Genomic DNA, 15139 nt, shown 5'->3' with positions numbered 1-15139 from the left:
GTCGGCTAATTCTGATTTATTCAACAAAGCCAATATAATGTTCAATATCAATCAACGGGATACAATAATGCTAAGGATATTGCTAAGTAATGATGATGGTGTAACAGCAACTGGCATCCAAACGCTTGCTACTGCATTACGTAAACATTATTTCGTTCAGGTTGTTGCACCTGATAGAAACCGAAGTGGGGCATCAAACGCATTAACACTTCATAAACCATTACGAATAGCTAAGTTAGCCAATGGCGACATCTCAGTACAGGGAACGCCAACGGATTGTGTTTATTTAGGCGTTAATCAGCTTATTCTACCCTCTCCTGAAATCGTCGTTTCGGGTATTAATCATGGACCCAACCTGGGTGACGATGTTATTTATTCAGGTACCGTTGCAGCGGCGACAGAAGGACGTCATCTTGGTTTACCTGCACTTGCGGTTTCATTGAATGATGAAACACACTTCCAAACAGCAGCAGAAGTAACTTGTCATTTATTAAAATTATTACAGAAAACGCCATTAAAAGCGGGTAATATTCTTAATATTAATGTTCCTGATATTCCTTTATCGGAAATTAAAGGTTACAAAGTGACACGCTGTGGTAGTCGTCATGCAGCTCAAAAAGTTGATCCATCTAAAGATCCAAGGGGCGATACGGTCTATTGGTTAGGGCCAGTTGGCGGAATATCTGATGCGGGTCCAGATACTGATTTTGCTGCAGTAGCGGCGGGTTATGTTTCTATTACGCCATTACAAGTGGATTTAACCGCTTATAAAGATCAGCAAGTTGTTAAAGATTGGTTATTAAAAGCAGAGGCAAGTGAGGAATGCTAAAACGGTCAATGAGAGATTTATTGACACAACTACGCCATCAAGGGATTAAAGATGAAGGTCTATTGGCAGCTATTGCAAAAGTTCCTCGTGAGCGTTTTGTCGATGAAGCACTTTCACATAAAGCTTATGAAAATATTCCTTTACCTATAGGTTTTTCTCAGACTATTTCGCAACCTTATATTGTTGCTCGGATGACAAAATTACTTACGCTTTCTCTTTCGGATCATGTTTTAGAGATAGGCACAGGGTCGGGTTATCAAACAGCCATTTTAGCTCATCTTGTCGCGCGGGTTTTTTCGGTAGAACGGATTAAGGGGCTACAATGGAATGCTAAACGTAGATTAAAACAACTTGATCTCCATAATATTTCAACCCGTCATGGAGATGGCTGGATGGGATGGGCTTCAAAGGGGCCTTTTGATGGAATCATTGTCACCGCGGCGCCGGCAGAACTCCCACTCGTGTTGCTTGAACAATTGAAAGATGGTGGCCGCATGGTATTACCTGTCGGTGAGAAAAAACAGATGTTAAAAGTCATTAAACGTCAGGGTAATGATTTTCATGCTACAACGGTAGAGTCAGTGCGATTTGTTCCTTTAATTCCTGGAAGTTTGGCATGAAATAGGTAATATTTTAGCGATAGATAATTTAATGTTTTATTAATCTCTGCTTTAATAAGCATAATAATTTATTATTTAGTTATTGCGATAAATTGTCTATCATGACTTACATTATCGATTTTTATTCAAGATTTATCTTCATGGGAGAAGAAGTATGAATTTTAACAGCCCAAAATTTGCGATTAGATGGGCAACTATCTGTATAATAACAGGCACAATGTTAATAGGGTGCTCGACACCATATCATCCAGCAGCTCCAATTAGTAGTGTCCAAGATAGTAGCCGCCCAATTGATACTTATCCTGCTTTCAATACATCATCAAAAAATACGCCAATACCCTCTTCTCCTAAAAATATTTCTGTTAGTAATCAAAATAATAGTATAAACAAGCCGGTATATCAGCCAGTGATACCAGCACCTAAGACTAACACCGATGGCCGAATAATTTATAACCGAAATTATGATAATATCCAAAAAGGAAGCTATAGTGGTAACACCTATACTGTTAAACGAGGTGATACGCTGTTTTATATTGCTTGGATAACAGGCAATGATTATCGTGATCTAGCGCAACGTAATAAAATTGCAGAACATTATAGTTTAAATATTGGGCAAGTACTTAATATTGGTAGTAGTTCTACCGACTCAGAAATGGTAGTTGCTAATCGTACTCCGAATACTAACAATACAAATGTTGATTCTCAGTCAACTAATGCGTATGCTTCATCTGTCAGTGAGCAAAATTCAGGAAAGATGTTACCGAGAGCATCCAAGCCACTAACACCTTCTACGCCGCCTGCAACAACAGCATCTTCGGGCTTAAATAGTAACAGCGTAGTCAATACAGTAGGTAAGTGGCGCTGGCCGGCCGAAGGGAAAGTGATTGAATCTTTCTCTGATGTAAAGGGCGGAAATAAAGGTGTTGATATTGCTGGATCGCGCGGTCAACCTGTTTTTGCAACTACAGCAGGAAAAGTGGTTTATTCTGGAAATGCATTACGTGGATATGGAAATCTTATAATAATAAAACATAACGATGACTATCTGAGTGCCTATGCTCACAATGATACTATATTAGTTCGTGATCAACAGGAGGTTCAGGCAGGGCAAAAGATTGCCACTATGGGTAGCACAGGTACAAGTTCGGTAAGAGTTCATTTTGAAATTCGTTACAAGGGAACATCAGTAAACCCGTTGCGTTATCTTTCGCAACGATAACTTGGACAGATTGCTTGTCAATGCTGTCTGCATTATCAAGGGTAGGAGTGACTGATGAGCCAAAATTCGCTAAAAGTTAACGAGTTATATGACGATTTAGACGAAACTAGCATGGATGCGGAAGCTTTCGATGAAAGCTTGCTAAAAGAAGAGGACTTAAATTTAGAGCAAGATGATGATTCAGATATATTTCAAAATATTAATCAACGTGTTCTAGATGCAACTCAGCTTTATCTTGGTGAGATTGGATATTCACCTCTTCTGATAGTGGAAGAAGAAGTATTTTATGCGAGGCGCGCTTTACGTGGTGATGTAGCATCACGTCAGCGTATGATTGAGAGTAATTTACTTTTGGTTGTAAAAATTTCTCGTCGCTATAGTAATCGTGATCTTGCCCTACTGGATCTGATAGAAGAAGGCAACCTTGGATTAATTCGGGCGGTTGAAAAATTTGATCCAGAAAAGGGTTTTCGTTTTTCAACTTATGCAACATGGTGGATCCGCCAAACTATTGAACGAGCAATTATGAATCAGACGCGTACTATCCGCTTACCGATTCATATCCGTTAAAGAGTTAAATGTTTATTTGCGTATTGCAAGAGAATTGGCTCAGAAACTTGATCATGAGCCAAGCGCCGAAGAAATTGCAGAACGCTTAGACAAACCGGTGGATGATGTTAGCCGGATGTTGCGGCTAAATGAGCGGATCTCTTCTGTTGATACTCCAATCGGTGGTGATTCAGATAAAGCGTTACTTGATGTGTTATCTGATGATAATGATTCAGGGCCAGAAGGAACTATCCAAGCTAACAATATGAAAGAAAGTATTGTTAAATGGCTGTTTGAACTGAATGCAAAACAGCGTGAAGTATTAGCACGCCGCTTTGGTTTATTAGGTTATGAATCGGAAACGTTAGAAGAGGTAGAAGGTTGTAACCATTGTAAGAGTGTATCACTGCTCTGTTCATCAACGGCATATTTTCGCAACAGTAGCATAGCACTTTGCGCGGCTTTTAGTTCACACAACAGGTGATCGCATAAAATAATCGCTAAGTTTTCTGGCTGACTGGCTTTGTCTATCCACGCTTGCGGTGTTTTGCAGGCTAAAAATGGTGAATTGGATCAAGTAATTTTGCATCATATAACATAACTATTTCACCATTTCTTTTAACCGATAAATCAATTCTAGCGCTTGACGAGGTGTTAATGTATCAGGATTTAACTTTGCGAGAGTTTCAATGGCTGGTGAAACCGTCTTTTCCACTACTTTTGCTAGTTGTGAATTATCAATAGATTTATTTGCTGGCAGCGTGGAGAGCGTTTCTAGCTCGATTAATTTCTGTTTTGCTCGTTGAATAACCTTGGCGGGGACACCCGCCAATGAAGCCACCGCTATGCCATAGCTTTTACTGGCAGCGCCTTCTTGAACGTTATGCATAAACGCAATCGTGTTGTCATGCTCTATTGCATCCAGATGGATATTAACCGCACCTTCCTGCTTATCTGCCAAATTGGTTAATTCAAAATAATGCGTAGCAAATAACGTCATAGCTTTAATCTGGCTAACCAGATTTTCCGCACAAGCCCAGGCAAGTGAAAGGCCATCATAGGTTGAAGTACCGCGACCAATTTCATCCATTAATACCAGACTTTGTTCTGTCGCATTATGAAGGATATTAGCGGTTTCTATCATTTCCACCATAAAAGTTGACCGACCGGCAGCAAGATCATCCGACGCACCAACCCGAGTGAAGATCCGATCAATTGGGCCAATAATCGCTTTTTCTGCTGGCACAAAGCTACCTATATAAGCAAGCAGTGTAATTAAGGCTGCTTGACGCATATAAGTACTTTTGCCGCCCATATTGGGGCCAGTAATAATTAACAACCGACGTTGTGGTGACAGATGCAGTGGATTAGAAATAAATGGCTCACTAAGTACCTGCTCAACGACTGGATGGCGTCCAGCAACAATTTCTATGCCAGGTTTATCATTTAATATTGGGCAGCGATAGTCCAAAGTCTCGGCGCGCTCTGCCAAATTATTGAGTACATCTAATTCTGCTAACGCTTCGGCGCTAGTTTGCAATGCTGATACATGGGGTAATAACAGATCAAACAGTTCTTCATAAAGCTTTTTCTCAATTGCTAATGCTTTACTTTTAGAAGTTAGCACCTTGTCTTCATATTCTTTCAACTCAGGGATAATATACCGTTCGGCATTTTTTAGAGTTTGGCGACGAACATAATGGATAGGTACCAAATGACTTTGTCCACGACTAACTTGCAGGTAATAGCCATGCACCGCATTAAAGCCGACTTTTAGGCTATCAATACCTAATTTCTCTTTTTCCCGCAATTCAAGTTTTTCCAAGTAATCACTGGCACCATCGGCCAATGCACGCCATTCATCAAGTTCGCTATGATATCCGGTTGCGATCACTCCTCCGTCTCGCATTAACACCGGTGGTGTGTCAACAATGGCTTCTTCCAATAGTGTTTGCAGTGATGCAAAGGAGCTAATGCGTGACTGCAAGTTTTTCAAATAGGGAAATTCAATCTTATCTAATATCGCGTGAATATCGGCAAATTGTTGGAAAGCATGACGCATGCGAACCAGATCCCGAGGCCGGGCTGAACGGAGTGCTAAACGAGCAAGTATCCGTTCTAAGTCACCAATTTGGCGTAGAAAAGGTTGTAATTCGAAATAATAAGATTGGAGTCCGGCTATCGCTTGTTGACGATTGAATAATTTATTTAGATTGCGCAACGGACTATGTAGCCAACGTTTTAGCATCCGGCTACCCATAGGCGTTACGCACTGATCCAGTATCGCAGCTACCGTATTCTCGCTACCACCTGATAAATTTTGTGTCAATTCAAGATTACCACGCGTAGCGGCATCAAGGATAATGGTCTCTTTTTGCTGCTCCATGGTAATACTATGGATATGGGGCAATGCTGTACGTTGGGTATCTTTAACATATTGCAGTAAGCAACCAGCTGCGCGCAATGACAATGTCGCCTTTTCAACACCAAAACCCATCAGATCCTGGGTACCAAATTGTAGATTCAATTGTTGTCTAGCGGTGTCTAATTCGAACTCCCATAATGGGCGACGACGTAGTCCTTTATTATTTTCAAATAGTGCAACATCGACAAAATTCTCTGGATAGAGCAGTTCTGCCGGTCGGGTACGTTGTAATTCAGCGCTTATGGTGTTGATATCAGCCATTTCACTGATAATAAAACGGCCGGAAGTGATATCTAAAGTGGCATAGCCATAACCATTACCTTCTTGCCAAATCGCAGCTAATAGATTGTCCTGACGTTCTTGTAGTAATGCTTCATCGGTAACGGTTCCCGGCGTTACGATGCGAACAACTTTACGTTCGACGGGGCCTTTGCTGGTGGCGGGATCACCGATTTGTTCACAGATAGCAACCGACTCACCTAACTGAACTAATTTGGCTAAATAACTCTCTACGGCATGATGAGGTACGCCAGCCATCGGAATGGGTTGGCCAGCCGATTGCCCACGCTTAGTTAATGAAATATCAAGTAATTGGGCTGCTTTTTTAGCATCATCAAAGAATAATTCATAAAAATCACCCATCCGATAAAATAACAAAATATCAGCATGTTGTGCCTTAAGGCGTAAATATTGCTGCATCATTGGGGTATGGGAAGCGAAGTTTTGGGAATTAGTCATAGTTTTTATTTTTTAACTCTTTGAGTTGTAATATTGCCGGTAAGACTTGCTTGCTGAATGCTATTTTAATTAAACCCGAACAATTTGCTGTGTAAGGGATTGGTTTTAAAATAGATTGTCCGCTTGTTAGCAAAATCTAGCCACTTATGAAAAATTTTCTTCACTATACTATGGATAAGCAATAACCAGAAGTCACGGCGATGAAAAAATAGTGCTCACAAAATTAGCCTCATAAAGGTTCTATGGCAAATTTATTGACTACATTGCGAGCGGAGTGGAGAAAACATATGTAACTGTTATTTAGTTGCTTGCGTCATAGCAGTGAGAATTGCTATCAGATAAGCTCTTTACGAAAACAGATAACGCGTTCTGTTTCATTAAAGCCCCAATTTTGATGAGCTTTATGTGATAGTTTATTGTCAATTTCGGCATAGGAACAGAGTTCTTCAAATCCCTTTGCAATCAGATCGGTGGTTATTTTATTGATCAATGCCTGACCAATACCTTGTTGACGGTATTCAGGCTTAACCCAGATACCTTCCAAAAAGGGAACCGGTTGTTTGGTGCAGCCGTTGGCATATTCCCGTAGGCAAATTTCGGCAAAACCGACTGCCTGATGGTTTAACATAGCGATATATCCTGCATTTTGCTTACTACTTAGCATTTTATCTATGTCACTAAGATGGGCATCATGGGCATGTCGATCCCATAGTTGCAGACGCATAGTTGCCCAAACCGTACGGTCATTTTTCTCCATATTTCTAATCATTATTGACATACCGTTTCCTATTTTTTAACAGCGACAAAATTATTTTTTAGCTGGATAAAAGTTACGCCGAATTTAAACGGCTTTATTGGTTCCTTATTTTATAACAATATTATTTAATCGCGATATATAGCTAAATCAAATTGGTTTTATTGGGGCTATAAAATAAATAACCTCATATTTATTTTACACCTTGTTTTAGTTAAAATTATTTAACTTTACCTATCACAGGGATGATAATGAAAAAATTAGTTTTAGCTTTAATTGCAATGGGAATGATGAGTGGTTGTGCAACGATAGTGGGTGAAAAAACTCAGTGTATACAGATTAATAGCATGGCGCTGAATTTTCCGTCAAAGATGAAAAGGGATCAATCATTGCTCAAGGAAAAACACCTCAGGGAATTACATTAGAAAAATCTGAGGGTGGCTATTTTGGTAAAAAAAGTTATGAAATTACTTTGACAAAGGAAGGATTAAAACCGGTTACCTTACCGTTAAAAGCTAGTGCTAATGGATGGTATGTTGCTGGTAATTTTTTCTTTGGTGGATTAATAGGTTGGTTAATTGTTGACCCATTTAATGGTGGTATGGGCTTTGTTGAATAAATCAGAATTAGCCGCCAGGATGGCTCCCTCTGCTACAGCTGTTATCCGATCCTGACGCTGTGTGGCATACCCAACAACGTCATACGGTTTAGCGCTTTGACCATCGCCATTGCTTCACCTACCTGAGCCTCATAGTCACGCAGCCTCAGATGGCCACCCAGCAAAGTTTTTATGCGGAACATCGCTGTTTCTGCCACTGAACGCCGGTGATAACCCACTTTCTTTTTCCACATATCATTACTCCTGCTCAGACGCTGATTCGCCACCGCATGGTTACGTTCATGGTGCTTGTCCGGCCAGTATTTCGCTCCGCTTCGAGGCGGGATAAGGGGCCTGATTTTCTTTCTTAGCAACGCGTCGTGGCAGTAACAGGCGTCATAAGCACCGTCTGCTGACACTTCCCTGATTTTCCGGTGGGTTTGGTTAATCAGGCCCGGCAGTGCCTGCGCATCTGTCGTTCCGCTGAGCGATAAGTCGGCACAGATAATCTCATGAGTCACACTGTCTGCTGCCAGATGAAGCTTGCGCCACACTCTTCGTCTGTCAGCCCCATGCTGCCTGACTTTCCATTCACCTTCGCCAAAGACCTTCAGACCGGTACTGTCGATGACCAGATGCGAGATTTCACCACGCGTTGGCGTTTTTATGCTGATGTTGACGCTCTTTTCTCGTCTGCTGACCAGCGAGTAGTCCGGACAGCACAGCGGCTAAGACATGAGTTTAAAAATCGAATCAACGAAGCCCTGTAATGCCCGGAGCGACAGGTTAAACACACGCTTCATCATCAGGACAGTGGTAACAGCCATATCGCTGTAGTAAAGCGGCCGGCCACGACCTTCAGGCGAAGAACTGTCAGTCCATCCAGCGATGGCCGACTCATCAAGCCAGACCGTCAGGGAACCGCGTTGTCTGAGTGCCTTGTTGTACGCGGGCCAGTTGGTAATTTTAAACTTTTGCTTTGCCATGGGGACCTGATGTTGAAACGAATTTAGCGATCAGCTCCGCCAATCACCTAAAAGTTCGATTTATTCAACAAAGCCCATTTTACAATAATAACATTTTTAACCTGTCGACAATAAATTACATATTAATAGTTAACAATTGTGTTGTTAGCTTTGTCACAAAAAAATAGCTCTTTTTTATTTATAACCACTCATTGGAGTTATTTAACCGTTTAATATTTTATTTGACCGTTTACATAGAACAAAATCAACCACTACCTCTTCCAATTTATTATATTGAGCATGACAAAGGATATTTTTAACTGTCATGAATTAAAAAACAAATGCTAAAAAGAATAAATAAAAATTATTCTCATTTGACATATTTATTTAACCTAGGAAGAGTTTCTTAAATGAATAAGAATAATATATTAAGGCATATCCCTTGGCTAATATTAGGGATCATTGGTGCTATTTGTTTAGGTGTCGTTGCCCTTAGACGTGGAGAACATATTAGCGCTTTATGGATCATTGTTACTTCCATTGCCGTTTATTTAATTTCATATCGTTATTACAGCTTGTATATTGCCAAACAAGTATTACAGCTTGACCCAACTCGCTCAACACCCGCAGTTCTTAATAATGATGGATTAAATTATGTGCCAACCAATCGCAATGTTTTATTTGGCCATCATTTTGCCGCCATTGCCGGCGCTGGCCCATTAGTAGGGCCCGTATTGGAGGCACAGGTTGGTTATTTGCCCGGTACACTTTGGCTGTTAGCGGGGGTGGTGCTGGCCGGTGCTGTACAGGATTTTATGGTGTTATTTATTTCATCGCGCCGCAATGCGATTTCTTTGGGGGAAATCGTAAAAAAAGAGATGGGCGTGGTGCCAGGTTCAATTGCATTATTCGGCTGCTTTTTGATTATGATTATCATATTAGCTGTATTGGCGTTAATTGTAGTAAAAGCATTGGCCGAAAGTCCATGGGGAGTGTTTACCGTCTGTTCAACAGTACCGATTGCATTTTTTATGGGTATTTACATGCGCTATATTCGGCCTGGTTGTGTTGCAGAAGTCTCGATTATCGGTATTATTCTGCTAATTGCGGCTATTTGGTTTGGTGGTGTGATTGCTCATGATCCTTATTGGGGACCAGCGTTAACCTTTAAAGATACCACCATTACTTATGTCTTAATTGGTTATGCTTTTATTTCAGCGTTATTGCCAGTGTGGTTGATTTTAGCGCCACGAGATTATTTGGCGACCTTTTTAAAAATAGGCGTCATTGTTGGTTTAGCAATCGGTATTATTATTCTGAATCCAGATTTAAAAATGCCAGCGGTAACCCAATTTGTTGATGGAACGGTCCGGTTTGGAAAGGGACATTATTTCCTTTTCTATTTATTACTATTGCTTGCGGTGCCGTGTCTGGTTTTCATGCTTTAATTGCTTCGGGAACAACGCCTAAATTATTAGCCAATGAAACCGATGCGCGTTACATCGGTTATGGCGCTATGTTAATGGAATCATTTGTGGCTATCATGGCACTAGTTGCTGCCTCTATCATTGAACCTGGCCTCTATTTTGCCATGAATACTCCACCGGCAGCGTTAGGTTTTACCATGCCTAATTTGCATGAATTAAGCGGCTCCGATGCAGCTATGATTATGGCGCAATTGAAAGCAGCTACAGTACATGCTGCGGCAACAGTCAGCTCTTGGGGATTTATTATTTCGCCAGCGGAAATCGTACAAACAGCTAAAGATATCGGTGAACATTCTATTTTGAATCTTGCCGGTGGCGCTCCTACACTTGCGGTAGGTATTGCTTATGTGTTCCAGCAAATTATTCCTGCCGCTGATATGGGATTTTGGTATCACTTTGGTATTCTTTTTGAAGCTTTATTTATTTTGACTGCTTTGGATGCTGGCACACGTTCTGGTCGATTCATGTTACAAGATCTTTTGGCTAATTTTATTCCTGTATTGAAAAAAACAGATTCATTAATTGCTGGCTTTATTGCTACTGCTGGTTCTGTTGGTTTATGGGGATATCTACTTTATCAAGGGGTTGTTGACCCGCTAGGCGGGGTTAAAAGTTGATGGCCATTATTTGGTATCTCTAATCAAATGTTGGCCGCTGTTGCGTTAGTATTAAGTAGCGTTATTTTGATTAAAATGAAGCGCACTAAGTATATTTGGGTAACGCTTGTCCCAGCAATATTGCTATTAATATGTACGACATGGGCGTTAGGTTTGAAGTTATTTAGCTCTGATCCTCAGCTGGAAGGGTTTATCTATTTGGCTCATTCATATAAAGACAAAATAGCGACGGCAACTGCGGTAACAACAGCTCAAAAACTGTCTGATATGCATCATATTGTGATCAATAACTACACCAATGCAGGATTAAGTATTTTATTCTTACTAGTGGTGTATAGCATTATATTCTCTGGGCTTAAAATAGCGATAAACGCCTGGAGAACAGCTAAACGTTCAGATATTGAAACACCATATGTTTCTGTCGCTGAAAGTGATATTAAAATTTCCTCCTCACATTAATTAATATTAAATCCATTGTTCTCCACAAAGTAGGTTATAAGCTTAGGTGGGGTATTTTTGAGGTAATAAATATGTTTAATAATCTTGGACAAGCAGGTAAATATTTGGGGCAGGCGGCACTTATGCTAATTGGTATTCCTGACTATGATAATTATGTTCAGCATATGCGTAATACTCATCCTGAGCAATCGATCATGAGTTATGAAGAATTTTTTCGGCAACGTCAGGCAGAGCGCTATGCTAGTAGTGATAACGGTGGTTTTCGCCGTTGCTAGCCATTATTCAATGGATGTGATAACTGAGGCTTAGCATGACATCAATATCAGTAACAATATTGACCGGCTTTCTGGGAGCAGGCAAAACAACATTGCTTCGTCATATTCTCAATGAAGAACATGGTTATAAAATTGCAGTTATTGAAAATGAATTTGGAGCAGAGTCGATTGATAGTGAGCTGATCGGTGATAATGCCACTCAGATAACAACCTTAAGCAATGGTTGTATTTGTTATAATCGTTCGAATGAATTGGAAAATACGCTATTAGATTTACTTAATTCTATAGATAACAAGCAATTAGCTTTTTATCGCCTGATTATTGAGTGTACTGGAATGGCTGATCCTGGCCCTATTACGCAAACTTTCTTTTCACATAAAGTTTTATGCCAACGTTTTTTGTTAGATGGCATTATTGCGGTTGTGGATGCGGTACATGCTGAGAAACAGCTTAATCAATTTATTATTGCTCAAGTGCAGATTGGTTATTCGGATTGTATCTTGCTAACTAAAACCGATATTCAAGCAAATAATACCGCATTAATAGCCCGTTTACAGCGTATTAATACCCGAGCACCTATTTATCAAGTCACCCATGGTGATATGGCGATACAGTCATTATTTAACATAAATGGATTTATGCTTAACGATAATTTAACTATTTCAAAGCCTATTTTTCTTTTTATGTCCAGCACCCAAAATGCCATTCAATCAATCGTTGTCTATCTTGATCAATTAGTTGAATTGTCGGAACGATCAAAAGTGATGGAGAAGTTATTATGTCGCCATGCTGATAATCTCTTACGTTATAAAGGAATATTGGCGATTAAACATCAGCCCTGCCGATTAATATTTCAAGGAGTTCAGCGTTTATATAGTGCTGATTGGGATCGTGAGTGGCAAAATGGCGAGGAGCGTCAAGGGGTAATGGTTTTTATTGGTTTACATTTACCTGAAGAGGAAATTCGGCAACAATTTGCATTATTAACCGAACGCGTTAATTGATCAGTTATTTTGGGCTACCTTCGTTACTTAAAGACAATAAAGGTAGCAATAATATTAGATATCCAGCCGTTTTGTTTGCCAACGCTTAGAGTGCCAACGCCAGGCATTGGTTAAACCTCGTAGCCATTCATCACATAGAAATCCAAGCCATATTCCTAATAATCCCATTTCCATTTTTAAACCTAAAAAATAGCTGATTGGCAGCGCAATACCCCACATAGAAATAAGTGCGGTGCAAAACGGAAAGCGGGCATCGCCAGCAGCACGTAAGGCATTTACCATGATAATATTTAGTGTTCTGCCAGGCTCGAGAAAAACAGAAAGTAAGAAAAGCGGAAGTAATAACTTTATAATATTGTGATCTTCAGTAATTGCATCCAATAGAGGTATACGAAATAACCAGAAGCAAAATACAATACCAATGGTAATAAAAAATCCCCATTTTAAGCTTTTCAAGCCTCGTTGGTATGCATCTTCAAAACGCTTGGCGCCGACTAAATGACCTACCATGATTTCATTACCAATACTAAGAGAAATACCAAATAGCATAATAAATAGTGAAAGTTGGAAATAGAGGGTTTGAGCAGCAAGAGAGGTTTCTCCCATTAAACCGATGAAAGCAGAAGCAACCATATAGTGTAAGATCCAGACTAAATTTTCTCCTGCAGAAGGGAGTCCGATATTTAATATTTTATTCAACGTATTTTTTGACCAGTGTAACAGCAAAGAGGGTACAAATTTGATCCTTAGTCCACTGAATAATAAGAAGAAAAGTAATATTATAGTGACTATACGACCAATCGCTGTAGACCAGGCAACGCCAGTTAAGCCATATTGTGGTAAACCAAAAAAACCATATAAAACGATCATATTACCGAGGATGGTGATCAGATTGGCAATAAATGTTACCCACATTGCCGGTTGTGATTTGCAATAAACACGCAAGCAAGCCGCTAATATGATTGAAATTGCTTCTGGTATTAAACATAAACCAAGAATATGTAAATAAGCGTAACCATAATCCAGCAAATGTGCTGGTGTATTCATGATACCCAGTATCTTATAGCCAAAGAGTAGAATAATGGCGGCACTGATAAAGCCTAATAGGACATTAAAAGCAATAGAGATATGAATGGCATGACTAGCCTTTTCTTTTTTACCTGCCCCTAAATATTGGGCGATAACAACGCTGCATCCTACACTGATAAAGTTAAATATGGTGATAAAAAGATCAAAAACTTGGTTGCCTACTCCCATTGCGGCTAGATAAGCGGTGGAGACGTGACTAACCATATAAGTATTGATAAGTAATGTCGCAAAATGTAGCAAAATATCAATAAAAATTGGCCAACTTAGCGAATAAAGTGAGCGCTTAGTAACATCAGATGAATGCATTATGCACCTTTTTAAATATACAAGAAGATTTTTGGCAAAATAGACAAAAAACAGTTAAATATTTTACACATTTTATTTTTGTATGATAGATGATATAACTATTTATTATATATCGGTCTTTTTTATTTAAATTTTATTAGTTAGATTAAATAGAATGCTTAAGAATTTTCTTTATTTTATAATTTGTTGTTTTGCATTAACAAATTAAGTGATGATATTAATATTAACAAATCTATAGTAACTTATTATTAACAATCATTAATTTGTTGCAAGAGTCCATTTTATAGGCTGGGTATTAATTAAATAATAATTAATAAAAATAAGCCTGTGGTAAATACCACAGGCTCCTGGCGTTAGCGATCAAAAGTTTGGTTGATTTTACAACCTAAAATGTATTAAAAATTATTTTCGTTTTATCGTTTTAAATATTTTTGTAGTTTCAGTAATGGCAGTTTCTGCCGGTAAACGTTCCATAGAACTTGCGCCATAAAAACCGTGGCAATCAGGGCAATTTTGTAAAATATATTTTGAATCTTCAGGTGTCGCAATAGGACCGCCATGGCAAAGTACAATAATATCTTTACGAACAGACTTTGCCGCTGCCGCCCAATCGTTAATCAGTTTTACGCAATCCTCTAACGTGTGAGTTGTTTTGCCACCAATATAACCACCTGTTGTTAATCACATATGCGTGACGATAATATCAGCACCAGCTTCTGTCATGTTTTTCGCATCGATGGCACTAAAAACGTAAGGCGTTGTTAATAAATCTTTTTTATGGGCTTGACGGATCACATCAACTTCTAACGCATATCCCATGCCTGTTTCTTCAAGGTTAGCTCGGAAATTACCATCGATCAAACCAACAGTAGGAAAATTTTGTATACCGGCAAATCCCATTATTTTTAAAGAGTCAAGATAGGTATCGAATTGGCAAAATGGGTCGGTACCATTAACACCCGCTAATACCGGAGTATTTTTAACCACGGGTAAAACTTCTTTTGCCATTTCCATAACAATATCGTTGGCGTTACCATAAGCAAGTAAACCCGCCAATGAACCTCTACCAGCCATGCGATAGCGGCCAGAGTTGTAAATCACAATCAGATTCATCCCTCCTTTTTCTGCACATCTTGCTGATAAACCTGTGACGGCACCGCCACCGATAATTGGTTGACCATGTTAGATCATCATTTGGAATTTTG

The 15139-nt window shown here is 39.5% G+C and carries 9 protein-coding genes and 6 pseudogenes; 9 read left to right on the top strand and 6 right to left on the bottom strand.

Annotation, left to right across the window (positions count from 1 at the left end):
* Positions 1-67 precede the first annotated feature (67 nt).
* From surE to rpoS, 4 genes and pseudogenes are all read left to right on the top strand, one after another.
* Positions 68-829, top strand: coding sequence for a 5'/3'-nucleotidase SurE (gene surE / locus E3U36_RS07630; RefSeq protein WP_180817582.1), 762 nt, complete (start codon positions 68-70; stop codon positions 827-829).
* Complete coding sequence (locus tag E3U36_RS07625) at positions 823-1449, top strand: protein-L-isoaspartate(D-aspartate) O-methyltransferase (protein ID WP_180816101.1); 627 nt, start codon at positions 823-825, stop codon at positions 1447-1449. Before surE ends, E3U36_RS07625 begins: the two co-directional genes overlap by 7 nt.
* A gap of 154 nt (positions 1450-1603) precedes the next feature.
* Entirely contained in the window at positions 1604-2668 is a 1065-nt protein-coding gene (gene nlpD / locus E3U36_RS07620; RefSeq protein ID WP_180816099.1) for a murein hydrolase activator NlpD, read from the top strand.
* A 54-nt stretch (positions 2669-2722) separates the two neighbouring features.
* Positions 2723-3593: pseudogene (gene rpoS, locus E3U36_RS12675) on the top strand (RNA polymerase sigma factor RpoS); the annotation flags it as partial.
* A gap of 2 nt (positions 3594-3595) precedes the next feature.
* Here the strand turns inward: rpoS and miaE are convergent.
* The 3 genes and pseudogenes from miaE to aac(6') form a co-directional block, all read right to left on the bottom strand.
* Positions 3596-3816 (bottom strand): annotated as a pseudogene (gene miaE, locus E3U36_RS07610) (tRNA isopentenyl-2-thiomethyl-A-37 hydroxylase MiaE); the annotation flags it as partial.
* A 2-nt stretch (positions 3817-3818) separates the two neighbouring features.
* Positions 3819-6380, bottom strand: coding sequence for a DNA mismatch repair protein MutS (gene mutS / locus E3U36_RS07605; RefSeq protein ID WP_180816097.1), 2562 nt, complete (start codon positions 6378-6380; stop codon positions 3819-3821).
* A gap of 334 nt (positions 6381-6714) precedes the next feature.
* The gene (gene aac(6'), locus E3U36_RS07600; RefSeq protein WP_180816096.1) at positions 6715-7158 is read right to left on the bottom strand and encodes an aminoglycoside 6'-N-acetyltransferase; all 444 of its coding nucleotides are present in this window, start codon (positions 7156-7158) and stop codon (positions 6715-6717) included.
* A gap of 227 nt (positions 7159-7385) precedes the next feature.
* On the opposite strand from aac(6'), the pseudogene E3U36_RS07595 reads away from it, so the two are divergent.
* Positions 7386-7753 (top strand): annotated as a pseudogene (locus E3U36_RS07595) (hypothetical protein).
* A gap of 41 nt (positions 7754-7794) precedes the next feature.
* On the opposite strand, the pseudogene E3U36_RS07590 reads toward E3U36_RS07595, so the two are convergent.
* Positions 7795-8718 (bottom strand): annotated as a pseudogene (locus E3U36_RS07590) (IS5 family transposase).
* On the opposite strand from E3U36_RS07590, the gene E3U36_RS07585 reads away from it, so the two are divergent.
* The 4 genes and pseudogenes from E3U36_RS07585 (at position 8712) to yjiA (ending at position 12539) form a co-directional block, all read left to right on the top strand.
* Complete coding sequence (locus tag E3U36_RS07585) at positions 8712-8885, top strand: hypothetical protein (protein WP_180816094.1); 174 nt, start codon at positions 8712-8714, stop codon at positions 8883-8885. The pseudogene E3U36_RS07590 and the gene E3U36_RS07585 overlap by 7 nt on opposite strands.
* Before the next feature lie 222 nt (positions 8886-9107).
* Positions 9108-11260, top strand: a pseudogene (locus tag E3U36_RS07580) (carbon starvation CstA family protein).
* Between the two features lie 71 nt (positions 11261-11331).
* Entirely contained in the window at positions 11332-11535 is a 204-nt protein-coding gene (locus E3U36_RS07575) for a YbdD/YjiX family protein (protein WP_180816093.1), read from the top strand.
* A gap of 35 nt (positions 11536-11570) precedes the next feature.
* Positions 11571-12539 (top strand): GTPase, encoded by a 969-nt coding sequence (gene yjiA / locus E3U36_RS07570; protein WP_180816091.1) that lies wholly within the window; start codon positions 11571-11573, stop codon positions 12537-12539.
* Positions 12540-12593: 54 nt separating this feature from the next.
* Here the strand turns inward: yjiA and E3U36_RS07565 are convergent, their stop codons facing one another.
* Positions 12594-13934 carry an MATE family efflux transporter gene (locus tag E3U36_RS07565; RefSeq protein WP_180816090.1) on the bottom strand — a complete coding sequence of 447 codons (1341 nt, stop codon included), beginning with the start codon at positions 13932-13934 and terminating at the stop codon, positions 12594-12596.
* Positions 13935-14336: 402 nt separating this feature from the next.
* Positions 14337-15104 (bottom strand): annotated as a pseudogene (locus tag E3U36_RS07560) (phosphoenolpyruvate hydrolase family protein).
* Positions 15105-15139 lie beyond the last annotated feature (35 nt).

Source organism: Arsenophonus endosymbiont of Aphis craccivora (assembly GCF_013460135.1).
In the GTDB taxonomy this organism is placed as follows: Bacteria; Pseudomonadota; Gammaproteobacteria; order Enterobacterales; family Enterobacteriaceae; genus Arsenophonus; species Arsenophonus nilaparvatae.
The sequence above is the reverse complement of the archived record's forward strand: the minus strand, read 5'-3'. Positions and strand labels throughout refer to the sequence as shown.